Annotated in this window: 23 protein-coding genes; 5 read left to right on the forward strand and 18 right to left on the reverse strand. The window is 63.2% G+C overall.

Features of this window, described 5'->3' with window-relative positions:
- Window positions 1–43 precede the first annotated feature (43 nt).
- Window positions 44–286 carry a hypothetical protein gene (locus AC0L24_RS17980; protein WP_127328948.1) on the forward strand — a complete coding sequence of 81 codons (243 nt, stop codon included), beginning with the start codon at window positions 44–46 and terminating at the stop codon, window positions 284–286.
- On the opposite strand, the gene AC0L24_RS17985 is transcribed toward AC0L24_RS17980, so the two are convergent.
- Both AC0L24_RS17985 and AC0L24_RS17990 read right to left on the reverse strand, forming a co-directional pair.
- Entirely contained in the window at window positions 283–999 is a 717-nt protein-coding gene (locus tag AC0L24_RS17985) for a hypothetical protein (protein WP_128362810.1), read from the reverse strand. The genes AC0L24_RS17980 and AC0L24_RS17985 overlap by 4 nt on opposite strands.
- Window positions 1000–1002: 3 nt before the next feature.
- Window positions 1003–2115: an endonuclease/exonuclease/phosphatase family protein gene (locus AC0L24_RS17990; RefSeq protein ID WP_127810053.1), complete on the reverse strand. Its 1113-nt coding sequence runs from the start codon at window positions 2113–2115 to the stop codon at window positions 1003–1005.
- Between the two features lie 189 nt (window positions 2116–2304).
- Between AC0L24_RS17990 and AC0L24_RS17995 the strand changes: the two genes are divergently transcribed.
- Entirely contained in the window at window positions 2305–2868 is a 564-nt protein-coding gene (locus AC0L24_RS17995) for a BA14K family protein (RefSeq protein ID WP_127810052.1), read from the forward strand.
- 101 nt (window positions 2869–2969) lie between these two features.
- Here the strand turns inward: AC0L24_RS17995 and ilvC are convergent, their stop codons facing one another.
- The 3 genes from ilvC to AC0L24_RS18010 all read right to left on the reverse strand — a co-directional run bounded on the left by ilvC (window position 2970) and on the right by AC0L24_RS18010 (window position 5274).
- Complete coding sequence (ilvC, locus tag AC0L24_RS18000; RefSeq protein ID WP_013531065.1) at window positions 2970–3989, reverse strand: ketol-acid reductoisomerase; 1020 nt, start codon at window positions 3987–3989, stop codon at window positions 2970–2972.
- A gap of 25 nt (window positions 3990–4014) precedes the next feature.
- On the reverse strand, window positions 4015–4668 hold the full coding sequence (locus AC0L24_RS18005; protein ID WP_473564013.1) for a TetR/AcrR family transcriptional regulator: 654 nt from the start codon (window positions 4666–4668) through the stop codon (window positions 4015–4017).
- 147 nt (window positions 4669–4815) lie between these two features.
- Complete coding sequence (locus AC0L24_RS18010; RefSeq protein WP_127398663.1) at window positions 4816–5274, reverse strand: MarR family winged helix-turn-helix transcriptional regulator; 459 nt, start codon at window positions 5272–5274, stop codon at window positions 4816–4818.
- Between the two features lie 94 nt (window positions 5275–5368).
- Here AC0L24_RS18010 and AC0L24_RS18015 point away from each other — a divergent pair, with 94 nt between their 5' ends.
- Window positions 5369–6094, forward strand: a complete 726-nt coding sequence (locus AC0L24_RS18015) for a glutathione S-transferase family protein (protein ID WP_127810050.1) — start codon at window positions 5369–5371, stop codon at window positions 6092–6094.
- Here AC0L24_RS18015 and AC0L24_RS18020 read toward each other — a convergent pair.
- Together AC0L24_RS18020 and AC0L24_RS18025 are read right to left on the reverse strand one after the other, a co-directional pair.
- A complete protein-coding gene (locus tag AC0L24_RS18020; protein WP_473564014.1) occupies window positions 6042–7223 on the reverse strand; it encodes an FAD-dependent oxidoreductase in 1182 nt (393 codons plus the stop codon). The two genes, AC0L24_RS18015 and AC0L24_RS18020, sit on opposite strands and share 53 nt — an antisense overlap.
- A 135-nt stretch (window positions 7224–7358) precedes the next feature.
- The gene (locus AC0L24_RS18025; protein ID WP_128362812.1) at window positions 7359–7769 is read right to left on the reverse strand and encodes a winged helix-turn-helix transcriptional regulator; all 411 of its coding nucleotides are present in this window, start codon (window positions 7767–7769) and stop codon (window positions 7359–7361) included.
- 135 nt (window positions 7770–7904) lie between these two features.
- Between AC0L24_RS18025 and AC0L24_RS18030 the strand changes: the two genes are divergently transcribed.
- A complete protein-coding gene (locus AC0L24_RS18030; RefSeq protein WP_128362813.1) occupies window positions 7905–8798 on the forward strand; it encodes an SDR family oxidoreductase in 894 nt (297 codons plus the stop codon).
- 58 nt (window positions 8799–8856) lie between these two features.
- Here AC0L24_RS18030 and AC0L24_RS18035 read toward each other — a convergent pair whose 3' ends face one another.
- Both AC0L24_RS18035 and AC0L24_RS18040 read right to left on the reverse strand, forming a co-directional pair.
- Window positions 8857–10776: a potassium transporter Kup gene (locus tag AC0L24_RS18035; RefSeq protein ID WP_127272417.1), complete on the reverse strand. Its 1920-nt coding sequence runs from the start codon at window positions 10774–10776 to the stop codon at window positions 8857–8859.
- A gap of 104 nt (window positions 10777–10880) precedes the next feature.
- Window positions 10881–11621: a pyridoxine 5'-phosphate synthase gene (locus tag AC0L24_RS18040; protein ID WP_127396477.1), complete on the reverse strand. Its 741-nt coding sequence runs from the start codon at window positions 11619–11621 to the stop codon at window positions 10881–10883.
- Window positions 11622–11756: 135 nt separating this feature from the next.
- Between AC0L24_RS18040 and AC0L24_RS18045 the strand changes: the two genes are divergently transcribed.
- The gene (locus AC0L24_RS18045) at window positions 11757–12179 is read left to right on the forward strand and encodes a SpoIIAA family protein (RefSeq protein ID WP_127271116.1); all 423 of its coding nucleotides are present in this window, start codon (window positions 11757–11759) and stop codon (window positions 12177–12179) included.
- On the opposite strand, the gene AC0L24_RS18050 is transcribed toward AC0L24_RS18045, so the two are convergent.
- From AC0L24_RS18050 to ilvN, 9 genes are all read right to left on the reverse strand, one after another.
- Window positions 12172–13299, reverse strand: coding sequence for an ATP-dependent DNA helicase (locus AC0L24_RS18050; RefSeq protein ID WP_027034850.1), 1128 nt, complete (start codon window positions 13297–13299; stop codon window positions 12172–12174). The genes AC0L24_RS18045 and AC0L24_RS18050 overlap by 8 nt on opposite strands.
- A gap of 184 nt (window positions 13300–13483) precedes the next feature.
- Window positions 13484–14074 carry a hypothetical protein gene (locus AC0L24_RS18055; RefSeq protein ID WP_473564015.1) on the reverse strand — a complete coding sequence of 197 codons (591 nt, stop codon included), beginning with the start codon at window positions 14072–14074 and terminating at the stop codon, window positions 13484–13486.
- Window positions 14075–14234: 160 nt separating this feature from the next.
- Window positions 14235–14591: a nitrile hydratase accessory protein gene (locus AC0L24_RS18060; RefSeq protein WP_473564052.1), complete on the reverse strand. Its 357-nt coding sequence runs from the start codon at window positions 14589–14591 to the stop codon at window positions 14235–14237.
- A gap of 7 nt (window positions 14592–14598) precedes the next feature.
- Window positions 14599–15258 carry a nitrile hydratase subunit beta gene (gene nthB, locus AC0L24_RS18065; RefSeq protein ID WP_473564016.1) on the reverse strand — a complete coding sequence of 220 codons (660 nt, stop codon included), beginning with the start codon at window positions 15256–15258 and terminating at the stop codon, window positions 14599–14601.
- Window positions 15255–15860 carry a nitrile hydratase subunit alpha gene (gene nthA / locus AC0L24_RS18070; RefSeq protein WP_473564017.1) on the reverse strand — a complete coding sequence of 202 codons (606 nt, stop codon included), beginning with the start codon at window positions 15858–15860 and terminating at the stop codon, window positions 15255–15257. Before nthA ends, nthB begins: the two co-directional genes overlap by 4 nt.
- 76 nt (window positions 15861–15936) lie before the next feature.
- Window positions 15937–19098 (reverse strand): efflux RND transporter permease subunit, encoded by a 3162-nt coding sequence (locus tag AC0L24_RS18075; RefSeq protein ID WP_473564018.1) that lies wholly within the window; start codon window positions 19096–19098, stop codon window positions 15937–15939.
- Window positions 19095–20351, reverse strand: coding sequence for an efflux RND transporter periplasmic adaptor subunit (locus AC0L24_RS18080; RefSeq protein WP_473564053.1), 1257 nt, complete (start codon window positions 20349–20351; stop codon window positions 19095–19097). The genes AC0L24_RS18075 and AC0L24_RS18080 overlap by 4 nt, the downstream gene beginning before the upstream one ends.
- A gap of 242 nt (window positions 20352–20593) precedes the next feature.
- Window positions 20594–21190 (reverse strand): LysE family translocator, encoded by a 597-nt coding sequence (locus AC0L24_RS18085; protein WP_128289201.1) that lies wholly within the window; start codon window positions 21188–21190, stop codon window positions 20594–20596.
- Between the two features lie 115 nt (window positions 21191–21305).
- Window positions 21306–21878 carry an acetolactate synthase small subunit gene (ilvN, locus tag AC0L24_RS18090; RefSeq protein ID WP_023757090.1) on the reverse strand — a complete coding sequence of 191 codons (573 nt, stop codon included), beginning with the start codon at window positions 21876–21878 and terminating at the stop codon, window positions 21306–21308.
- Window positions 21879–21954: the final 76 nt, after the last annotated feature.

The raw sequence follows: 21954 nt of genomic DNA on the forward strand, positions 1-21954 counted from the left end.
GTTCGCTATGCTAGGGCAATTCACCTGGGTGGAGGAATGCGGGATGAGCAAGAAGGCGCGACTGGTCCTGGCGATGGTGGTCATCGAGGCAGGTCTTGCAGGCATCTGGTGGTATCTCGCCCGCTTCGGCATGGCCAATCCCGATCGCGTCACCGCTGACTTCCAGGCAGTCGTCGGCCAGACCATGGGTATGGCGATGGGCGGCTTGCTCGGCATCGGCTTCATCCTGTTCCTCGTCGCCGCCCGCAACGATCGCAACGCGGCGCAGAACAAGACGCGCCCTTAATTCCCGTTTGCGAAATGCCACTCGATCAGCGGCTTCATGTGCGGCGAGAGCCCATCCGGCAGGTCGGCGGCATGGCGGATGATCACCGGTCCCTCGATCTCCGGCTCGGTCTCGGTGGCGACGAAGGCTGAGATGCGCCTGGCGATCTCGTCGGCAGGCGCCGCCGCGTGGTAGCGGCGAAAGATCACCGTGCCGCTGCTGGTCGACATGGCATGGTAGCGCTTGCCGCGTTCCGCACCTGACAGGTCGAGCCCGGTTTCCTCGCGCACCTCACGGATCATGTTGAAATCGACGTCGACCAGCCCATCGCGAAAATCGATCGGCTCGAACGAGCCGGCGGCGAAATAGACGCGGCCGGCGTTGACTGTGTGAGGACCCATGCGGATCGCCACCAGCGCATTGTCGCCGGCCACCAGCATGGCATGGGCATAGGCATGCTCAACGCCCGAATTCTCGCGCCGCTTCCGCCACAGCATGAACGTCGAGTAATTGACCGCATGGCAGCGGCCGATGAGACGGCTGTCGCGGTAGGCAAGTTGCGACAGCAGCACCACCATGCCGTCGAACAGCGCCGGATTGGCCGCGATTTCGTGCTGCCAGTTCTCGGCGATCGCCTCTGCATTGTCCCTTGCGAAAGGGTGCGGACCGGGATCGAGCCGGACGTCGATGTCGTCGACCGGCAGGATGACGTTGCGCGGAAGGTCGAAACTCATGCGTCAGGTCATGTCCAGCGTGATCGCCACTGGGCAATGGTCCGATGCCTTCGGTCGGTCCCAGCCGGCGCGCGGAAACCGCTCGACCTCCTGCCCCGGCGGAAAGATGGTGCGCCAGGGCTGGCCGTTGCGGATGATGTCGGGAACGGCCGTTGCGTTGCTGGCGGCGAGCCCCTTCGACAACAGGATGTAGTCGAGCTGGCACAGATGCCGCTCTTCCGGTCCGCGCGTGTGGTAAAAACTCCAGCGGTTCATCTCCGGCCGCCGCTCGACGACGTTTTCGCAAAAGCCGCCTGCCGTCAGCACGTTGATGCAGGACAGGGCTTCGTCGACCACCTCGAAGCGATAGCCGTCGATCGCATCGCCGGCCACCTTCACGCGCTGGCGATAATCATTCATGTCGCCGCATATCGCCCAGCGTTTGTTGGCGGCATGCTCCCCACCGAAGCGCTCCTCGATGATGCGGCGCACGGCCTGCGCTTCCGCGATGCGCACCGGCATCGTCGCCTCGCGCCCGTCGAGCCCGTTGCGCGGCGAGCCCATCGACTTGAAATGCACGAGATAGAGCGTCAGCGGCACACCGCCCACGGTGACGTCGATCTCCAGGCAGTCGCGCCGGAAAATGCGCTCATTGGCCTGATTGCCCAGTGCCTCGAGTTCCGGCGTGTGCAGCCCGAACTGCTCGTAGGTGACATAGGCATGGCTGGTCATGCGCACGAATTCGATCGGCTGGCCCTGCGCGGTCTCGTTGCGCATCATCACGGCAACGTCGATGCCGCGCGAATCATTGCCCGATGTGGTGTATTTCTGCCGGTAGCCCTGCCCCACCATCTTGAACAGATAGCCGTATTCGAAGGCCTTCAGCGCTTCGATGTTGTCGACCTCCTGCATGCAGATGATGTCGGCCCGGGTGGCAGCGATTGCCAGCGCCGTCAGTTGGCGCGTGTCGTCGGACTGGGCGATGGCGCGGGCCTGCTCCAGGATCCTGTATTCCGCCTCGCTCTGGATATCGAACAGCGCCAGCGTTCGATCCTCGTTGAGCTGGTTGCGATAGCCGGAAAAATCGAACCTGTTCATCAGGTTCTCGACATTGAAGGTGGCAAGGCGCAGCGACATGCCACGACCTTTGCCCGCAAGTGCTTCGGAAAACAAGCGCGCAAAACCACCATCTGAGATCGATTGGTCCTGGGCGCGTTCGCGTCATGGTTGTCGGAACCTTTCCGTTCATCCGCCGTTCAGATGCAAACATCCATTGTTGCCCCATTCCTCGGGTGGGCGTGGGGCCTGTAACTCTTGGAGAGTGCAATGAGTTCGCTCTTTTCTTCCACGGTCAAATCGGGGCTGATAGCCCTCGGTATCCTGTCCGGCGTCACGGCACCGTCCGCCGCCGGACCGATCATGCAGCCGGATCTGTCGATACCCACCAGCACGGCGGCGCCGAATGTCACGCCGGTTCGCGACAGTTGGGCCGGCGGCAACAACCGTCAGTTCAACAACGACGATTGGAGATGGCGCCGGTCGGGCAATTGGGACGGCGGCCGTCGACACTGGCACGGCGGCGGCGGTAATTGGAATGGTGGAGACAACTGGCGTTGGCGCCATGGTCGCCATCACTATCGCGGCGGCCGTTATTACGATGATGGCGCGAGTGCCGCGATCCTGGGTCTTGGCCTGGGGCTTGGCCTCGGCAGCATGTACAACAATTACGACTACTATGACCGGCCGGCGCCGCGCCGCTACTACCGCGCGGGACGGCTTTCGAGCGCCCATGTCCAATGGTGCTACAACCGCTACCGGTCGTACCGGGCCTACGACAACACCTTCCAGCCCTACAACGGCCCGCGCCAGCAGTGCTACTCACCCTATTGAGCTGACCTGTAGCTGAGCCGACCGGCAGAATGAAAAAACGGCGCCACTTGGCGCCGTTTTTTGTTCTGGAAGCCGCTGTTTCGAGCGCTTGTGGATTTCGCTCAGTTCTTGGCCTTGTCGACCAGCTTGTTCTTGGAAATCCAGGGCATCATCGCGCGCAGCTTGGCGCCGACTTCCTCGATCTGGTGGCTGTCATTGTTGCGGCGGATGCCCTTGAAGCGGGACATGCCGGCGCGGTATTCCTGCATCCACTCCGAGGTGAATTTTCCCGTCTGGATGTCCTTCAGCACGCGCTTCATCTCGGCCTTGGTCTCGGCGGTGATGATGCGCGGGCCCGAGACATATTCGCCCCATTCGGCGGTGTTCGAGATCGAGTAGTTCATGTTGGCGATGCCGCCTTCATAGATCAGGTCGACGATCAGCTTGACCTCGTGCAGGCACTCGAAATAGGCCATCTCAGGCGCGTAGCCGGCTTCCACCAGCGTCTCGAAACCGGCCCGGATCAGCTCGACCAGACCGCCGCACAGCACGACCTGCTCGCCGAACAGGTCGGTCTCGCATTCCTCGCGGAAATTGGTCTCGATGATGCCCGAACGGCCGCCGCCGACGCCGCAGGCGTAGGACAGGGCCAGGTCGAGCGCATTGCCCGAGGCGTCCTGGTTGACGGCGACCAGGCACGGCACGCCGCCGCCCTTCTGGTATTCGCCGCGCACCGTGTGGCCGGGACCCTTCGGCGCGATCATGACGACGTCGACCGTCGACTTTGGCTCGATCAGGCCGAAATGCACGTTGAGGCCGTGCGCGAAGGCGATAGCGGCACCATCGCGGATATTCGGCGCGATCTCGTTCTTGTAGATGTCGGCCTGCAGCTCGTCGGGCGTTGCCATCATCATCAGGTCGGCCCATTTGGCGGCGTCGGCCACGCTCATCACCTTGAGCCCATCGGCTTCGACCTTCTTGGCGGTCGCCGAACCGGCCTTGAGACCGATGGCGATTTCCTTGGCGCCGGAATCCTTGAGGTTGAGCGCGTGCGCCCTGCCTTGGCTGCCATAGCCAATGATGGCGACCTTCTTGCCCTTGATCAGATTGAGATCGGCATCACGATCGTAATAGACGCGCATTTTGTCTTCCTTCCCGTTTTATGAATCAGAGGCCCTGCGGCCCGGTTTTTGCTCCGAAAAGAGCGAGAAACTGCTGCGTCGCGCGCGCGGCATCGCCGCCGATCGCCGCCTCAGTCAATTCCAGCCGGTCGCCAAGCAGCAGACGGTTCTGCACGTCGCGGGCGACCAGCCCGAAAAAGGTGCGGAACGCCGTCTCGGCATCCGCAAAATCCAAAAGCCCGGTCCGTCGGCCGGCCTCAAGCACCGGCTTCAACCGTTTGGCCAATGCGAAGCGGCCGTTCTCAAGCACCACGGCGCCGAGATTGTCCTTACCCGAACCGGCATGGCTGACCGCCACCCGGTTGAGCGCAATCGAGGTGTCACTGGAGATCACCTTAAGCCAGTCCGAGGCAAAGCGTTCGAGGCTTGCGGTCAGCGAGGCAAGATCGAGCCCCTTGCCGTCAACCGGCGCCACCCGCACTTTCGAGGCCTGCCACTGCACCGTCGCCGTCAGCAGCCCGTCACGGTCGCCGAACCATTTGTAGAGCGTTTCCTTGGAGCAGCTGGCGCGGCGCGCCACGGCGGTCATGGTCAGTTGATCGCCCTCTTCGACCAGCAGCCGCAACGCTGCGTCGAGCACGGCCTTCTGTCGCTCTGTCAGCGCTTCGCTGGTGTCGATCTCGGGCACGCTGTGCAACACGCTCTTCTCTCGAAAGGTCGGGCCACCGGTCATTCCGATATGCCGTACCGTACGTTACGGTTCGGCATATTGCGCAATCCGAGGCCGCGCGCAAGAGGGCGGGCGCAAAATATCTGCAAGTGATGCGTTGCCGCGCGACAAGCCTCGCTAATCGGAGGCTGGCGGATGGCGCAATCGTCCAAGCAGTGCGGAGACCCTGGTCAATTCATCCGCCGACAGTTTGGCGCCAACCAGTTCGGTGATCGACCGTCCGTAGACAGCCCACATCTGGCGGCGTGTCTCGCGGCCCTTGGCGGTGATGCGGATGGTCTGGCCACGACCATCATCGGCCACCGTCAGTTTCTCGACGAGCCCATCGGCCTCGAGCCGGGCCAGCAGGCGCGAAATGTTGTATTGCGCGAACAGAGTGCGCTCGATGAGCTGGAACGGCCGCAGCCCGCCCTCGCCCGCCTCAGCGAGCTCATGCAGCACGTCGTACCAGGCAAGCGGCGGCAGGCCGGCGGCCTTCAACGCTTCTTCAGCGCTTTCCATCAGCTGGCGCGAAACGCGCATCAGGCGAGCCCAGGCCTTGATGGCTTCTGGCGAAGGCGTGGCTTTCTCGGTCATGGCCAAGCATAGGCAGTAGATGCATTTGCATCAAGCTTGACGATCGATGCATGTGCATCTATATAGATGCAAATGCATTAACCTTGGAAACCTCATGGCACACAAGCTCATCCTCGTCAGCCATCACCTCTGCCCCTATGTGCAGCGCGCCGCGATTTCGCTGGCCGAAAAGGGCGTGCCGTTCGAGCGCATCGATATCGACCTGGCCAACAAACCGGATTGGTTCAAAGCGATCTCGCCGCTCGGCAAGGTGCCGCTGCTGCGCGTACAGCGAAATGGCGAGGAAACGGTCATCTTCGAATCGGCCGTCATCCTCGAATTCCTTGAAGAGACGCAAGCCAATCCCCTCCACCCTGCCGACCCCTATGCCCGCGCCCGTCATCGCGCCTGGATCGAGTTCGGTTCGGCAACCCTCAACGCCATCCGCCGGTTCTATTCAGCCTCGACCGAAGCTGGCTTCCTGGCCGAATCCAGCGCGCTGTCCGCCATGTTCGATCGCCTCGAAGCCGAGCTGGCGGACGAGCCCGGCGGACCCTGGTTCGCCAGCAAGCACTTTTCGCTGGTCGACGCCGTTTACGGTCCGGTCTTCCGCTACCTCGATGTCTTCGACCGCATCGGTGATTTCGGCATTCTGGACGGCAAACCGCTCGTCCGAGCCTGGCGCAAAACGTTGAGTGAGCGCCCGTCGATCAGGCAAGCCGTGGCGCCGGACTATCCGCAGCGCCTGCATGCTTTCCTGCAAGCGAAGGGATCGCACCTTTCAGGCCTCATTGGCCAAAACGATCCAGCCACTTCGCCTCCGTCAGCCCAATTCGCTTGAACGGGTCGATCACTGTTCCCGCCACCATTGAGGCGAGAAACTGCGGCGCCGGCGGGATTTTTGCCACCGTCGCCACCAGCCTGTCGCGGATGAAGGGCAGCGCCACCGAATCCGACTGGTAGAACGGCGTGAATGCCAGCGACAGCGCCTGGAAGATGCGGACATGCCAGCGCCGCGCCTTCGCATAGGCCTCCAGTGCTGCCTCGACGTTTGACGCCCGCAGCAGCGCATGGCTGAGCGCCGCCGCGTCGAGCAGCGCCATGTTGCCCCCTTGCCCGAGTTGCGGACTGGTGGAATGCGCCGCGTCGCCGATGACGGCCACTCGCCTACCGGCCGGAAGCTTCATCGTGTGGTGGCCGTAGCGGGCCAGCGAGAGCTGGTCGAAACTGTCGATCTGGCTGGTGTATGCCTCGCTCTGCGGCCACAGCCGGACCACCCTCTCCTTCCAGGCGTTCAGGCCGCGAACGCGCACCTCATCGGCATCCGACGGCTTCAGGCTCCAGAAGAAGGCCGCCATCTTTTCAGCGCCCGGCTGCGGCCGGCCGATCGGCAGCACGCCGATCATCACGCTCGCTTTGTCGTAGCGTTGCAGCAGCGCGTGCACGTCAAAACCATCGCCGCGCCAGCCGAGCGAGGCCCAGAACGCGCCATAGGTGAGTGGCCGCGGCTCGCCTGGAGCGCTTTCGCGGCGCAGTTTCGAGCGCGAACCGCTGGCGTCGACGACCAGATCGAATGGCCCTGCCCTTCGCCCGTTGCCACAGATCAGCGTCGCCCGTTCGCCGGTCTCCAGAGCCTCGATCTCGACGCCGGTCTCGATGGCGATCGCCTCGCTCTGCGCGGCGCGGAAAAGCACACCGAACAAAGCCGCCCGGTGCACCGCCAGCCCGAAGCGGCCACCGCGTTGCGCATCGTAGCGGACATCGAGCACCGTACGGCCCGTGGAAGCATCGGCGCCATGCAGGCGGTCGATGCGGCTGCCCAGCGCCAGTATGTCGTCGAGCAGGCCAAGATCGGCCAGCACCGTCAGCCCTGTCGGCTGCAGGATCAGCCCGGAGCCGACCGGCTTCGGTTCATCGAAGCGCTCGAAGACCGTGACCCGATGCCCGGCACGCTTGAGATAGAGCGCCACGGCCAGTCCCGCCGGCCCGGCGCCTGCAATTGCGATATCATAGGAAATGCCAGTGCCCCCAAAGCCGGATTGGCCGGGACAATCCTTCAGCGGCGGGACGAAATCAAGCCGTCACCAACGGCTTTGCGCCGCTGGTCAGCCCTGGGCGGCGTCAAAATCGGCGCGTGCGCCGCGCACCGCATCATGATTGAGCTCGGCCCACAGGATCAGCTGATGCAAGGCGCCGAACATCGATTGTCCGAGATCGGTCAGGCTGTATTCGACGCTCGGCGGCTTGGTCGGGAACACCTCGCGATGCACATAGCCGTCGCGCTGCAAATCGTAGAGCGTCTGCGTCAGCATGCGCTGTGAAATGTCCGGCACCAGCCGCCGCAACTCGCCGAAGCGATAGGGCTGCTCGGCCAAAGCCATCATCAGCAGCGAGCTCCATTTGCCGCTCACGCCCTGTATGACCCCGCGGACCGGACAATTGGAGAAGTTGCCGCCGCCGGAGACCGCCTTGTAGACCGCCAACTTCGATCTCAGATTGACGATCTTGCTGTCCACCGCTGGTTCCCTGCGCGTGCCTACCTCCCGAAAAACTGCCTTCTTTACGGCTCTGGGTCAATTCCTATTTTAGTGCTGGTCTCTTTTTGAGACCGCCACTCGAACCGCCTTAGCGGCGCAACGTCAGGATCTTCCATGACCCAAACCCTTCTCGTCACCGGCGCTTCCGGCCAGCTCGGCCGCGGCGTCATCAACCACCTGCTGGATATGTTCAAGGTCCCCGCGGGCCGGATCATCGCCGCCACCCGCAATCCGGAAAACCTCGCCGAGTTGGCGGCGCGAGGCGTGATCACAAGGGCGGCTGACTTCGACGACACACTATCGTTGGAGGCTGCTTTCAAGGGCGCCGACAGGGTGCTGATCATCTCGACCGGCGAGATCGACCTGCTGCACGGCAAGCGCCTGAGGCAGCACCAGAACGCGGTTGCCGCCGCGAAGAAGGCCGGTGTTTCCCACCTTCTCTACACCTCGATGCCCAACCCGGAACCGGTTTCGCCGGTGCTGTTTGCCAATGATCACTACGGCACCGAGCAGGCGATCAAAGCGAGCGGCATCCCCTACACGATCTTCCGCAACGGCTGGTACCAGGAGAACCTGTTCTTGTCCCTGCCGCACGCGATCGCTTCGGGAAAATGGTACACGTCCGCCGGCGACGGCCGCATGGCGCACGGTGCGCGCGACGACATGGCGGCAGCGATCGCCGCCGGCCTCGTTGCCGCATCAAGCGAAAGCGAAACCTACACCTTGACCGGCCCGCAGGCCTACACGACGGCCGAGATCGCCGCCCTGGTAAGCGAGGTCACCGGCAAGCCGCTCGATGTCGTGCAGGTTCCGGATGAAGCTTTGACCGAAGGTGTGAAGGCCGCTGGCGTTCCGGAGGACTTTGCCCGCATCATTGTGTCGTTCGACGCCAACACGCGTTCCGGCCGCATCGCCATGGTGACGGACGCGGTCGAGACGCTTTCCGGCCGCAAGTCGAAGACGCTGAAGCAGTTCCTCGAGGCAAACAAGGCCGCGCTGGCCGGCTGAAGCGGAGTGACATGGACTGTGCCGGACGGCACAGTCAATTCGCCGATCCGGCAGGTGCCTAGATCGCCACCTGCGTGCCGATCTCGACCACGCGCCCGGTCGGGATCTGAAAGTATTCTGTCGCGTCGGCCGCCGTACGGGCCAGGCCGATGAACAGCCGGTCCTGCCACACCGGCATGCCGGAATTGGGCGAGGCCTTGAGCGAACGCCGCGAGAGGAAGAACGAGGTCGTCATGATGTCGAACTTCCAGCCCTGCTTGCGGCAGATCGCCAGCGCGCGCGGGATGTTGGGCTGCTCCATGTAGCCGAAGGTCAGCGTCACGCGCATGAACAGCTCGTTGACGGTCTCCATCTTGACCCGGTCGCTGTCGGGCACCACCGGCTGCGGCGCGGTCACCACCGAAAGGATGACGTTCTGCTCATGCAGCACCTTGTAGTGCTTCAGGCTGTGCATCAGTGCGGTTGGCGCACTGAGCGGATCGCTGGTCAGGAACACGGCGGTGCCTGACACCAGCTGAGGCTTCTTCTTCAACAGATTGCCGGCGAGGAAATCCAGCGGGATCTCGTTGCGTCGGGTCTTGTCGAACAGATAGCGGCTGCCGCGCACCCAGGTCCACATGGCCAGCACGACGGTGAAGGCCACGGCCAGCGAGGCCCAGCCGCCCTCGAACACCTTGACGATGTTGGAAGCAAAGAAGCCGACATCGATGAAGCCGAACAGCGCCGTAAGCGAGATTGCCACCCACAGCCGCCATTTCCAGATGCGCGTCATGACGACATAGAGCAGCACCGTCGTCACCAGCATGTTGCCGGTCACCGAAATACCGTAGGCCGACGCCAGCCTGCTGGACTCGCCGAAGCCGACCACCAGCATCATCACCACCAGCGCCAGCAGAAGATTGACGCGCGGCATGTAGATCTGGCCGGACTGTTTCTCCGACGTGTGCAGGATTTCGAGCCGCGGCAGCATGTTGAGCTGCACCGCCTGCCTGGTCAGCGAGAACGCGCCTGATATCACCGCCTGGCTGGCGATGACGGTGGCGGCGGTCGCCAGCACGACCATCGGGATCAGCGTCCAGCCTTCGTTCATCTCGAAGAACGGATGGCCGACGACGCCATTCTTGGCCAGCACGAAGGCACCCTGCCCGGCATAATTGAGCAGCAGGCAGGGAAACACGATCGCCAGCCAGGCCAGCACGATCGGCTTGCGGCCGAAATGGCCGAGATCGGCATAGAGCGCTTCGGCGCCGGTCACGGCGAGAAAGATGGCGCCGATGGTCACGAAGGCGACATCGGGCGAATTGATCAGGAAGGCGACGATATAGTGCGGACTCACCGCCCACAGGATTTCCGGGTCGGCGATGATGTGGTTGAGGCCGGAAAGGCCGATGGCCAGGAACCATACCGCGGTCACCGGACCGAACACCAATCCCACCCCGCCCGTGCCAAAGCGCTGCACCGCGAACACCATGGCAAGGATGACCAATGTCAGCGGCACGACGTAGGGCTGGAAGGTCGGCGTGACGACATTCATGCCCTCGACCGCCGACAGCACCGAAATCGCCGGCGTGATGACGGCGTCGCCGAAGAAAAGCGATGCCCCCACGATGCCGATAGCGAGCATCAATGCTGAACGCTTGGGGAAACTGCCGCGCGCCAGCGCCATCAGCGACAGCACGCCGCCCTCGCCGCGGTTGTCGGCGCGCAGCACGAACATGATGTATTTGATGGTGACGATGATCGTCAGCGACCAGATGATCAGCGACAACACGCCGAGAATATCGCCGCGCTGGGCGACATTGCCGCCCGAGGACGCCACCAGCGCCTCGCGAAAGGCGTAGATCGGGCTGGTGCCGATATCCCCATAGACGACACCGAGCGCGCCCAGCATCAGAACCTTGGTGCTGTGCTGTTCGACTTCCGAATGGCTCGATTGTTCGACGGGTTCTGCCTCACTACCAGTGTTGGTAAGGGCCATGGACGACACTCCGATAAGCGCGCGGTGCTCTACGCTTGCTGCGATGCAATATCAAGTGCCGTCGCGTAATGGCTGCCATGCCTGCCGCGCCAGGCTGCCCATCGCTACCATCCGCAGGCCTTGAGGAACCGACCCACCGTGCCGGCCATGCCATACTCCAACGCGTCGGCTGTCAACCCATGTCCGATCGACACTTCGGCCAATGCCGGAATGCGCTTGACCAGCGCCGGCAGATTGCCGACCACGAGATCGTGCCCGGCATTGACCTGCAGCCCGGCGGCAAGCGCCGCGTCAGCGGTTTTTCCCAATCTTTCCAGCTCTTTGGCCGCTTTGGCGGAATCTGTGTGATAGCTGCCATATGGACCAGTATAGAGCTCGATGCGATCGGCACCGGTGTCGCGTGCGGCCGCCACCCAATCGGGATCCGGATCGGAAAACAGCGACACGCGAAAGCCCCCTTTTTTCAAGCGTTTGACGATCGGTGTAAGGAACGCGGCCTGGGTGGCGAAGTTCCAGCCATGGTCCGATGTCGCCTGGGCCGGATCGTCCGGCACCAAAGTCACCTGCTCAGGCTGATGCTTTTCCACAAGCAACAGGAAATCCTCGGTCGGATAGCCTTCGATGTTGAATTCCGCGCGCGGAAACTCGTCGTCGATCAGCAACCGAATCTCAGGCAGATCGGAGTGTCTTGTGTGCCGCTCGTCGGGACGCGGATGCACCGTCAGCCCATGCGCCCCGGCCGCCAGCGCAATGCGGCCGAGGCCGGTCACGCTTGGCCACGGCAGGTCGCGGCGGTTGCGCAGCATGGCGATGGCATTGAGGTTGACGGAGAGCTTTGCAGGCATGCGGGCGGCCTCGGAAATCATTCAACGCGCCCACCTATAATGCCTTTGACGGGAACAGTAATGCCTTTGGTGGGAACAGACTGGGGGTTTCGGGTGTTCCAAGCCTGATGAACGAGCCGGGAAAGGAAAGCGCCGATGAATTTTCTCGATGAGGTTCCGGCAATTCGCCGTATCGAGACCAGCCGCGACGACCTTTTCGCCATCGATGTCGTCGGGCACGTTTCCGCGGCCGACGGTGAAAATCTTTTCGGGCTGCTGGAGGCAGCCTATGCCCTGCATCCGCGCATCGATGTGCTGGTGCGCCTCGTCGACCACGATGGCGTCGACTGGGCCGACATCGCGGACGAGACCCTGAAGCAGGGCGCGATCCATGCATTGAAACATGTCGGCCGTTGCGCAACCATCGGCGAACCGGACTGGATAGCGGACGCACAACGCTTTCTGCCGTCCTCCCCGCCCGTTGAAATCAGGCACTTCAAGGCGGAGGACGAGGCCGCCGCCTGGCAATGGCTTGCCGCGCAGCCTATCGGAGCAACAGCATCCGGCGCCCCTACCTGACGATCGTCAGCCGCTCGGCCGCCCGCGTGATGGCGGTGTAGAGCCATCGCTGGCGGGTTTCCTTGAAGGCCCAGCTTTCATCGAACAGCACGATCTCGTTCCACTGCGAGCCCTGCGCCTTGTGCACGGTCAGCGCGTAGCCATAGTCGAAATCGTCGAAGCGCTTCTTCTGCTGCCACGGGATGTCGGCATCGGGATCCTCGAACGCCGCCTTGAGCAGCTTGATCTTGGCGACGCCGCGATCCGGATCGTCCTCTTCCGGCGACACCAGAAGGTTGATGCCGGGCTTCACCGTCTCGCGCGACGAGGTCATCACCTTCCACAGCGAGCCGTTGAGCAGGCCCTTGGCCGGATCGTTGCGCAGGCAGACGAGCTTGTCGCCGGCCTGCGGATAATCGGCGTTGAAGCCCTTGAGCTCGCGCAGCCGCTGATTGTAGCGGCGACGCGTGCGGTTGGTGCCGACCAGCACCTGGTCCGCCTTCAGCACCAGCTCCTGGGTAACGTCTTCCTTGCCGATCACCTGCGCCGTGCCATAGTCGCCACGCATGAATTCACGGCCCTCGCGCACATCGAGCGCCAGCCGCAGGATCGGGTTGTCGCGCGCCTGCCGGTGGATTTCGGTCAGCAAAAAATCCGGCTCGTGGTCGGTGAAGAAGCCGCCACCCGAGATCGGCGGCAGCTGGCCGGGGTCGCCCAGCACCAGGATCGGCGTGCCGAAACTCATCAGGTCGCGGCCGAGCTGCTCGTCGACCATCGAGCATTCGTCGATGACGACCAGTTTCGCCCGCGTAATCGGGCTCTGGCGGTTAAGCGAGAAGGTCGGCGACATCGACGTCTTGCCGGTGACCTCGTCCGATACCGATTCCTCGCCCTTCGGCCGATAGATCAGCGAATGGATGGTACGCGCATTGACCGCGCCCTTGGAGCGCAGCACCTGCGCCGCCTTGCCGGTGAAGGCGGCGAACTGCACCTGGCCGTCGACATGTTCGGCGAAATAGCGCGCCAGCGTCGTCTTGCCGGTGCCGGCATAGCCGAACAGCCGGAACAGCTGCGGCTGGCCGGTCTTCAGCCATTGGGCGACCGCCTTCAGCGCGTCGTCCTGTTGGGGAGAGAATTCCATCAGCGCGAGAGACCGGATTCGCAAGGGAAAGACAAGACAGCCGCCACCACCAATGCCGAAGATGGCGCAGCCGCCCGCCTCCAGTGGGTACAAACTATCAGGCGCACACTGGAACGTAAAGGGAACATATCTGATGCAGCCTGCCAATCCCGAATTGGTTCTGCGCTGGCTGACACAGTTGGGGCTAGAACCTGCCCTTCCTCTTGGCAGCTTCCTCCTTCACTGACGCCTCGTCATCCTTCGCAATGAAATCATCGCGTCGAGCAAGCAGAGCTTGCCAAACTAAGTCTGGAATCCAGAACGGGTAGTGGTCCTGATGATGCGTGCCACCGGGTGTGGTAAGAAGTTCCTTGTGCAGAAGGTTGGAGAGGTCGGCGCTGTGGACCCAACCAGTGAACGATTGCGAATTGTCTCGCAGCGCTTGGGCAAGATAACGAAGCTCGTTGCGCCCAAGATGTTCAAGGCGTTTCAGAATCTCGGCCTTACCGTCTGCTTCCGCCTTCTCGCGTTCAGCTCTGATAGCCTCTCGCCTATTCGTTGCCATATTCCGCGCCTGCCTTTTGCGGAAAGCCTCTGCCGCTGACGCGATCATTGAAGCACCGAAGAGACAGCCGGTCAGAAGCAGGCCAAGAACGAAAAGCGCTTTCCAATCCTCGACGAAGGGAAGCGGCATCCACCATTTGTTACAGCCTAGAGCAAGTGCAGTGAAGACAAACAGCCCGCCCATGATACGTGCGGGGAGCGACAGTGCATCGAGCCACTTAACGTCGAGCATTTGGTTTTATCCCGCCAGCTATTTCTTCATTGCTAATATATGATGCTGCTGTCGATATTTGAAGTACTCGGGCCATGAGCAGCGACGCATTGCGTTGGCGGTCAAGCAAGGAAGCGTGCAGCGGCGAGGCGGCTGTCAGCCAGGACGCCTACCTCGAGAGCTACTTTGTCCAGGCACGACCCCCCGTTGAGCGGGGATCGTTCTCCAGTAGGATCGGCTTGCCGTGTGGGGTGGCGCGCGCGGCGCGCTCCCAGGCCTCGGTCATCGCGTCGACGTCCGACTTGGCAGTCAGCCCTTTCGAGGCAAGCAGGCTTTCCAGCGCCGCCAGCCAATGTTCGTAATAGTCGTGGCCGTCGGCCGCCGCGCCGGGTTTCTTCACTTCGGTCGACAGCGCTTGCGCCCACTCGCTCCACGAGAACAGGCCCTTGTCGTGCAGCGCCACCGTCATGGCGAACGCTTCGGCCTGCCACGGCTCGGCGAACACCGGGGCGTCGACGCCCGGCGGCAAATCGGCCATTTCCGAGTCACGCCGGCTCAAGATAGCTCTCCCAGGCGTCGATCGACACGCTTAGCGTCGGGTCGGCGCCCTCGCCCCAGATTTCCGAGCCTTCGAAAACCACCGTGTAGACCCATTGCGGGTTTTCGCCGTGCCCATGCGCGTTGCTGTCGGGGAACACGAACCCATCACGCACGGCCTCGATGACGCCCTGCTTGTCGCGCGCATAGCGTGGCAGCCGTGTGTGGCCGGTCGGGTTGAAGTTCTTGGTCCGCACGGGATCGCCAGCCTTGAACCGCGCCGGCGTGGCAACCGGCCGGTCGCAAGGCCCGCCCTTGGCCAGCACATCAGGCACGTTTTCCGCCTTCAGCACCCTTTTGGGCACCGCCGCCGGATCGACCGCCGTACCTGCTGCCAGGTCGCGCTCGCTGACGAAGCCATGGCGCTTGAGCAGCACCTCCAGCGCCTTGATCCAGATTTGATAATAGCTGGAGGCATAGTAGTCGGCGGGATGCAGCGATTCCCGTGCATGCCGGCTCTCGTCGATGTTCCACGCGCCCATGGAGCCGGCAGTCAGCGTTACGCCGAGCGCCCGCCTTTCCCATGCGGCATGAAAATACGGCTCGTCTTTTTCCGGCGCGACCGGGCCGAACCCCATCTGTCCGCCAAGATCCTGCGGCCCGTTCATGCCGGCTGTCTCGCCAGGCCGGTGCCGATCATTGCGTCGCGGCTCACCAGATCGGCCAGCCGCTCCTCGCTCCAGCCCTCGGTGCCCTCGGGCCGCATCGGCACGACGAGATAGCGCAGCTCCGCGGTCGAATCCCAGACGCGTATTTTTGTCCCAGCCGGCAGCGTCAGCCCGAACTCCTCCAGCACACCGCGCGGATCGATGACGGCGCGTGAACGATAGGGCGGCGCCTTGTACCAGACCGGCGGCAGACCGAGCACCGACCACGGATAGCAAGAGCACAGCGTGCAGACGACGAGATTGTGCGTGTCCTGCGTGTTGAACACCGCCTGCATGTGCTCGCCTTGACGGCCGGTATAGCTCAGCGAGCCGATCGCCGCCGTCGCGTCGCGCTTCAGCCAGTCGGCATAGGCTGGATCGCTCCAGGCTTTCGCCACCACTCTGGCGCCGTTGCGCGGGCCGATTTTCGTCTCGTAAGTATCGACGATAACGTCGATCGCGGCCGGATCAATCAGCCCTTTGCGTGTCAGGATGGTTTCCAGCGCGCGCACGCGGGCGGCAAACGGATCGAGTTCGTTGTCGTGGTCATGATCGTGTGACATGGCCGCAAAATACGTTCCCGATCATGCCGCTGCAAGCGCGACGGCTTGGGCCAACGGCATATGGCGTCGGCCGCCTCTATTCGGCGGCCGCCCGTTGAGGTTCGGGCAGCATGTCTTCCCTGGGCTTGAACAGCGAGGGCTGGTCGACATCCTCGACCGGCCCCGGTTCGCCCTTGCGCTTCGACCAGAGCCCGACCAGCCAGCCCGAGAAATTCTCCATGTAGACATAGATCACCGGCGTCACGAACAGGGTCAGGGCCTGCGAGGCCAGCAGGCCGCCGACAACGGCAACGCCCAGCGGCTGGCGCAATTCGGCGCTGGCGCCGGTGCCGAGCGCGATCGGGAACGTGCCCATCAGTGCCGCCAGCGTCGTCATCATGATCGGCCTGAACCGCATCAGGCACGCCTTGTGGATGGACTCCTTGGCGGACATGCCTTCTCGTCGCAGTTCGAGCGCGACGTCGACCATCATGATGCCGTTCTTCTTGACGATGCCGATCAGCATCAGGATGCCGATCACCGCGATGACAGACAGATCCATGCCGGCGAAGCGCAAGGCGACAACCGCCCCGAGAACAGCCGACGGCAGGCCGGTGAGGATTGTGAGCGGGTGGATGAAGCTTTCATACAGGATGCCGAGCACGATATAGATGGTCAGGATCGCGCCGCCGACCAGAAGGCCCTGGTTGGCCAGCGAATCCTGGAAGGTCTTGGCCGTGCCGGCAAAGGTCGTCGAGATCACCGTCGGCATGCCGATCTGCTCTTTGAGCGCGTTGATGCGCGTTACGCTGTCACCCAGCGCCACGCCCTGCGGAAGGTTGTAGGAGATGGTCACGGCCGGAAGCTGGCCGAGCTGGTTGACCGTCAGGGCGCCCGCCGTGCGGTCGACGCGGGCGAAGGCGCCGAGCGGGACCAGACTGCCGCTCGCCGTCCTCATCTGGATGGCGAGCATCCGCTCGGGCGACCACTCGATCTTGGGATCGAGCTCGGTGATGACTTCGTAGCTGTCGGCCGAACCGAAGATCGTTGAAACCTGATCGGTGCCGAACCCGCCATAGAGGGCGGAGCGCAGCGTGTCGGTATCGATGCCGAGCTGGGCGGCCTTGTCGCGATCCACCACCAGCGTCGCCTGCAGCGCATTGTTCTGCAGGTCGCTGGTGACATCGGTGAAGTTCGTATGGTCGGCCGCCATCGCGTCATTCAGTTTCTGCGCCCAGATATCGGTCAGTCCGGTATCGAGCCCCTGAACCACGAGCTGGTAGGCGCTGGCCGACGAGCGCGACCCGAGCCTCAAATTCTGCACCGGCTGCATGTAGGTCTCGATGCCCGCCACGCCGGCCAGTTGCTTGCGCAGATCCGACTGCACCTTCTCGATATCGGGACGCTGGTCCTTGCCCTTGAGCTGGACGAAGAGCTGCCCCTGGTTGAGCGCGTTGTTGCCGCTGCCCGCCGACCACGCCACATGGTCGACATAGGGCGAATGCGAGAAGACGCTGGCCACCTGCCCTTGCAGCCTGGACATGGCGTCGAAAGAGATGTCCTGACGTGCGATGGTGGTCACCGATATCTGGCCGATGTCCTCCTGCGGGAAGAAACCCTTCGGCGAAGTCTGGATCAGCCACACCGACGCTGCCGCGGTGCCGACGAAGACGAGAAACACCAGGAAGGTGTGCCGCAGGCAGAAACTCAAGACCCGGTCGTAGCCGCGGGTGACGAGGTCCGGCTTGTGGCCGGGGCCATGCTTGTCGCGGTCGGCTTTGGTCACCGACAGCAGCCGCGAGCACAGCATCGGCGTCAGCGTCAGCGACACGAACATCGACGCCAGGATGGCGACCGTCACCACGACGGCGAACTCGTTGAAGATGCGCCCGATGACGCCACCCATCAGCAGCACGGGGATGAACACCGCCACCAGAGAGATCGAGATCGAAATGATGGTGAAGCCGATTTCGCGCGCGCCCTTCAGCGATGCGTCGAAGGCCGACAGCCCGTCCTCCTCCATATGGCGGAAGATGTTTTCGAGCATCACGATGGCATCGTCGACGACGAGGCCGACCGCCAGCGTCAGGCCCATCAGCGATATGTTGTCGATGGAAAAGCCGAACAGGAACATCGCGCCGAGCGTGGCGATCAGCGAGATCGGCACCGCCACGGCCGGGATGATGGTCGCCGTCACCCGGCGCAGGAACACGAAGATCACCATGACCACCAGCGCGATGGTCAACAGCAGCGTGAACTGGACGTCATCGACGGCCTGACGGATCGAACTGGAGCGGTCGTTAAGCAGCTTGATGTCGGCGGCGGCCGGCATCTGGTCCTTGAAGGACGGCAGCATGGCCTTGACCTTGTCGACGACGTCGACGGTGTTGGCGTCGGGCTGGCGCTGCACCGCCATGATGATCGCGCGCGTACCGTCATACCAGCTCGCCGTGGTCGTCGTCTGCACCGAATCGACCACACGGGTCACCTCGCCCAACCGCACGGGGTGACCGTTTTTGGTGGCGATGATGATGTTGGAGAAGCCGGCGGCGTCGGTCAGCTGCGTGTTGGCGGTGATGGTAAGCTGCTGCTTGTCGTTCTGCAGCACGCCGAGCGGCGTGTTGCTGTTGGCCGAGGCGACCGCCGCCTGCAGCTGATCGATCGAGATGCCGCGCGCGGCAAGCGCGGTCGGGTCGATCTGGATGCGCACCGCGTATTTCTGTTGGCCGAAGATCGAGACCTGCGCCACGCCGTCTATGGTCGACAGCGACGGCGAGATGACATTTTCCGCGAAAGCATCGAGATCGGTCAGCGGAACCGTGTCGCTGACCAGCGACATCAAAAGGATCGGCGCGTCGGCCGGATTGACCTTGCGATAGCTCGGCGGCGCCGTCATCTGCGGCGGCAATGATTTCTGCGTGCGCGCGATCGCCGCCTGTACGTCGGCTGCTGCCGCGTCGATGTCGCGGTTGAGCACGAACTGGATGGCGATCGAGGTCTGGCCAAGCGAGTTCGTCGTCGAAATGGAATCGATGCCGGCGATGGTGGCGAACTGCTTGATCAGCGGCGTCGCCACCGATGTCGCCATGGTTTCCGGCGAGGCGCCGGGCAGCGAAGCCGAGACGTTGACCACCGGGAATTCGGCGCTGGGCAGTGCCGCCACCGGCAGGAACTTGTAGGCGAACAGTCCGCCCAGCACGAGGGCGAACGACATCAGAAGGGTGGCGACAGGCCTGCGTATGCAGAATTCGGAGATCATTGGGCTGCCTCGCCGGCGTTGCTCGCCTCGGCCACCTTGGGAGCAGCATTCGCCGTGGCCTTGCCCTCATGCACCGCGGCGCCGTCCTTCAGCCTCGTCTGGCCCTCAGTGACAACTTTCTCGCCGCTTTTCAGCCCCTGGCTGATGGCGCTGTTGTCGCCTTCGGTCAGCGCCACCTGCACCGGCCGCATCTCGACCGTGTTGTCCGGTTTGACGACATAGACGAACGGCCCCTTCTGGCTTGGCTGCACCGCGACCGTGGGAACCGATGTCATCCGCGGCAGGATGCCGGCGTCGAGCACGACATTCACATACTGGCCGGGCCATAGCGAAAGATCGGCATTGGGAATGCTTGCCCGCGTGGCAATCGTGCCCGACGCGGTGTCGACGCTGGAGTCGACGAAATCGAGCGTACCCTTGCCGATCGGCGTCGGGTCACCATCCTTGGTCAGTGTCACCGCGCCCTGCTGCGGGTTGGCGAGCGCCTTGTGCAGCAGGGCCAGGTTACTCTCGGGAAGATTGAAGTTGACCTGCAGGGGGTCCATCTGGGTGATGGTCACCAGCGGGGTCGCCGTGCTGCTGTTGCCATTGCTGACGGTGACGAGATCGCCGACGGCGACGCTGACAGCACCCAGCCTGCCGGAAATCGGCGCCGTGATCGTGGCGAAGCCAAGCTGGACATTGTCGGCATCGATTGTCGCCTTGTCGGCATCGACAGTCGCTGCGGCAGCCTTCTGCCCGGCGACGGCCTGGTCGTAGGTCTGCTGCGTGCCGGCCTGCTTGGCGACCAGATCCTTGGCGCGCTGGAGATCGGACTGCGAGCTGGCGAGCATCGCCTGATCCTTGGCCAGCGCCGCTTGATCCTTGGCCAGCTGCGCCTTCAGTGCCCGATCATCGAGCGAAAACAGCAGATCGCCGGTCTTGACCATCTGCCCGTCCTTGACGTCGATGGACACGATCTGGCTGGACACCCGCGCGTTGATGTTGACGACGGCGGGAGAGGAGACGAAGCCGATCGCATAACGCCGGATCGGGAAATCGGCTGTCGAGGCGACGGCCGAGAGGATGGAGGCCGAGCGCCCGGCATTGTCGGCCTTCTTGTCCGAAGCCGCAGCCTGTTTGTCCGGCGCGGCAACCTGCTTTGCGCCGATGACCTGCTGGACCCTGCCAAGCGCGTCAGGCGAAAGATAGAGCCACCCGGCCGCACCCAGGCAGGCGACGGCCAGCAACGAAAGAACGACTTTTCCACGCATGGTCACAGGCCCTCTCCACCCGACACGTCGTGGTCTGATGGTTCTATTCCAACGCGGCCCGTTGCCGCGATTTCGCCGAATAGATAGGACACGCCTTTGTCGGAAAAGGGCCAAAAGGCGGCATTACGAAGATTTAATGTGCACTGCACAATGGATGTGCAACACGGGGAGGCTCCCGATCCGGACGCTCCGCCGAGGGTGCGAATCCCGTCCCCCTACGATCGGATGGTGCGCCCCACGGCCTATTTAAGCATCGGCCAAAGCGTCGCCGCCAGCAGTACGCCCATGGCGATGTTGAACCATTTCAGCCGCACCGGATCCGACAGGAAACCGCGCAACGCGGTGCCGAACCCAGCCCACACCGAGACGCTCGGCAAATTGACGATGGTGAAAGCCACGGCGATCAACACCACCGACAGGAACGGGTGCTCGGCATTGGCATAGACGGCCATGGCGGTGATCGCCATCACCCACGCCTTGGGATTGACCCACTGGAATGCGGCCGCCTCGATGAAGCGCATGGGCCGCGCATTCGTCTCGCCCTTGCCGGTCAGCGTGCGCGACATGGCGATCTTCCACGAAAGATAGAGCAGGTAGGCACCGCCTGCGATCTTCAATCCGGTGTGCAGCGCCGGAAACGCCGTCAACACAGCGCCGAGGCCAAGACCGACGGCAAGCAGCAGCACGAGGAAACCCATGCTGATGCCCAGCATGTGCGGAACGGTTCTGACGAGGCCGAAATTCACGCCCGATGCCAGAAGCATGAGATTGTTCGGCCCCGGCGTGATCGAGGTCACGAAGGCGTAGACAAGCAGAGCAAGGAATGCGTCGAGCGACATGGATATCCTCCCTGACAAGTCAGCATCTTGTCTCTTCCCGGCGACCCCGCAAAGGCCACGGATGGCCTCACAATGGAAGCTGGCTGGCGCGTTCGGCGCCAGCCCCGCCGAAGTCCTACATCGCCTGCGGGCCGCGGTTCAACGCCGCCACGCCGGTGCGGCAGATTTCAACCAGGCCGAGCGGTTTCATGATGGCGATGAACTGGTCGATCTTGGAGCCCTTGCCGGTGATCTCGAAGATGAAATGCTCGGTGTTGGCGTCGATGACGCTGGCGCGGAACGCATCGGCCAGCCGCAACGCCTCGACCCGGGCCTCGCCGGTGCCGGCGACTTTGACCAGCGCCAGTTCGCGCTCCAGCGGCCGCTCCTGGCCGGATTCATGCGAACGCACGGTCAGGTCGACGACGCGGTGAACCGGCACGATGCGCTCGAGCTGGTGCTTGATCTGCTCCAGCACATGCGGCGTGCCGCGCGTCACGATGGTGATGCGCGACAAATGCTTCTCATGCTCGGTCTCGGAGACGGTCAGGCTCTCGATGTTGTAGCCACGCCCGGAAAACAGGCCGATGACCCTGGCAAGCACGCCCGGCTCATTGTCGACCAGCACGGAAAGCGTGTGGTTTTCCGGCTTCTCCGTCTCCTTGGCGATGAAATAGGCGGAGCCGGTCGGTTGTAGCTGTGCGTTCATGACATGAATCTCGATTTCAAGCTCTTGAGCTAATTCTCTGTTTGCGCAGGGCTTTCTCGCGACAGCCCTGCCTTGG

It is taken from the genome of Mesorhizobium sp. WSM4809, from assembly GCF_055811655.1.

What these genes read in the sequence shown, in the direction of transcription:
- AC0L24_RS18010 (WP_127398663.1), bottom strand. Translation starts at nt 5,274, where the DNA reads ATGACCGAGAAAGCCACGCCTTCGCCAGAAGCCATCAAGGCCTGGGCT.
- AC0L24_RS17985 (WP_128362810.1), bottom strand. Translation starts at nt 999, where the DNA reads ATGAGTTTCGACCTTCCGCGCAACGTCATCCTGCCGGTCGACGACATC.
- ilvN (WP_023757090.1), bottom strand. Translation starts at nt 21,878, where the DNA reads ATGAACGCACAGCTACAACCGACCGGCTCCGCCTATTTCATCGCCAAG.
- AC0L24_RS18045 (WP_127271116.1), top strand. Translation starts at nt 11,757, where the DNA reads ATGAATTTTCTCGATGAGGTTCCGGCAATTCGCCGTATCGAGACCAGC.
- AC0L24_RS18080 (WP_473564053.1), bottom strand. Translation starts at nt 20,351, where the DNA reads ATGCGTGGAAAAGTCGTTCTTTCGTTGCTGGCCGTCGCCTGCCTGGGT.
- AC0L24_RS18050 (WP_027034850.1), bottom strand. Translation starts at nt 13,299, where the DNA reads ATGGAATTCTCTCCCCAACAGGACGACGCGCTGAAGGCGGTCGCCCAA.
- nthA (WP_473564017.1), bottom strand. Translation starts at nt 15,860, where the DNA reads ATGTCACACGATCATGACCACGACAACGAACTCGATCCGTTTGCCGCC.
- AC0L24_RS18055 (WP_473564015.1), bottom strand. Translation starts at nt 14,074, where the DNA reads ATGCTCGACGTTAAGTGGCTCGATGCACTGTCGCTCCCCGCACGTATC.
- AC0L24_RS17995 (WP_127810052.1), top strand. Translation starts at nt 2,305, where the DNA reads ATGAGTTCGCTCTTTTCTTCCACGGTCAAATCGGGGCTGATAGCCCTC.
- AC0L24_RS17990 (WP_127810053.1), bottom strand. Translation starts at nt 2,115, where the DNA reads ATGTCGCTGCGCCTTGCCACCTTCAATGTCGAGAACCTGATGAACAGG.
- AC0L24_RS18035 (WP_127272417.1), bottom strand. Translation starts at nt 10,776, where the DNA reads ATGGCCCTTACCAACACTGGTAGTGAGGCAGAACCCGTCGAACAATCG.
- AC0L24_RS18015 (WP_127810050.1), top strand. Translation starts at nt 5,369, where the DNA reads ATGGCACACAAGCTCATCCTCGTCAGCCATCACCTCTGCCCCTATGTG.
- AC0L24_RS17980 (WP_127328948.1), top strand. Translation starts at nt 44, where the DNA reads ATGAGCAAGAAGGCGCGACTGGTCCTGGCGATGGTGGTCATCGAGGCA.
- ilvC (WP_013531065.1), bottom strand. Translation starts at nt 3,989, where the DNA reads ATGCGCGTCTATTACGATCGTGATGCCGATCTCAATCTGATCAAGGGC.
- AC0L24_RS18060 (WP_473564052.1), bottom strand. Translation starts at nt 14,591, where the DNA reads ATGGCCGATTTGCCGCCGGGCGTCGACGCCCCGGTGTTCGCCGAGCCG.
- nthB (WP_473564016.1), bottom strand. Translation starts at nt 15,258, where the DNA reads ATGAACGGGCCGCAGGATCTTGGCGGACAGATGGGGTTCGGCCCGGTC.
- AC0L24_RS18085 (WP_128289201.1), bottom strand. Translation starts at nt 21,190, where the DNA reads ATGTCGCTCGACGCATTCCTTGCTCTGCTTGTCTACGCCTTCGTGACC.
- AC0L24_RS18040 (WP_127396477.1), bottom strand. Translation starts at nt 11,621, where the DNA reads ATGCCTGCAAAGCTCTCCGTCAACCTCAATGCCATCGCCATGCTGCGC.
- AC0L24_RS18075 (WP_473564018.1), bottom strand. Translation starts at nt 19,098, where the DNA reads ATGATCTCCGAATTCTGCATACGCAGGCCTGTCGCCACCCTTCTGATG.
- AC0L24_RS18030 (WP_128362813.1), top strand. Translation starts at nt 7,905, where the DNA reads ATGACCCAAACCCTTCTCGTCACCGGCGCTTCCGGCCAGCTCGGCCGC.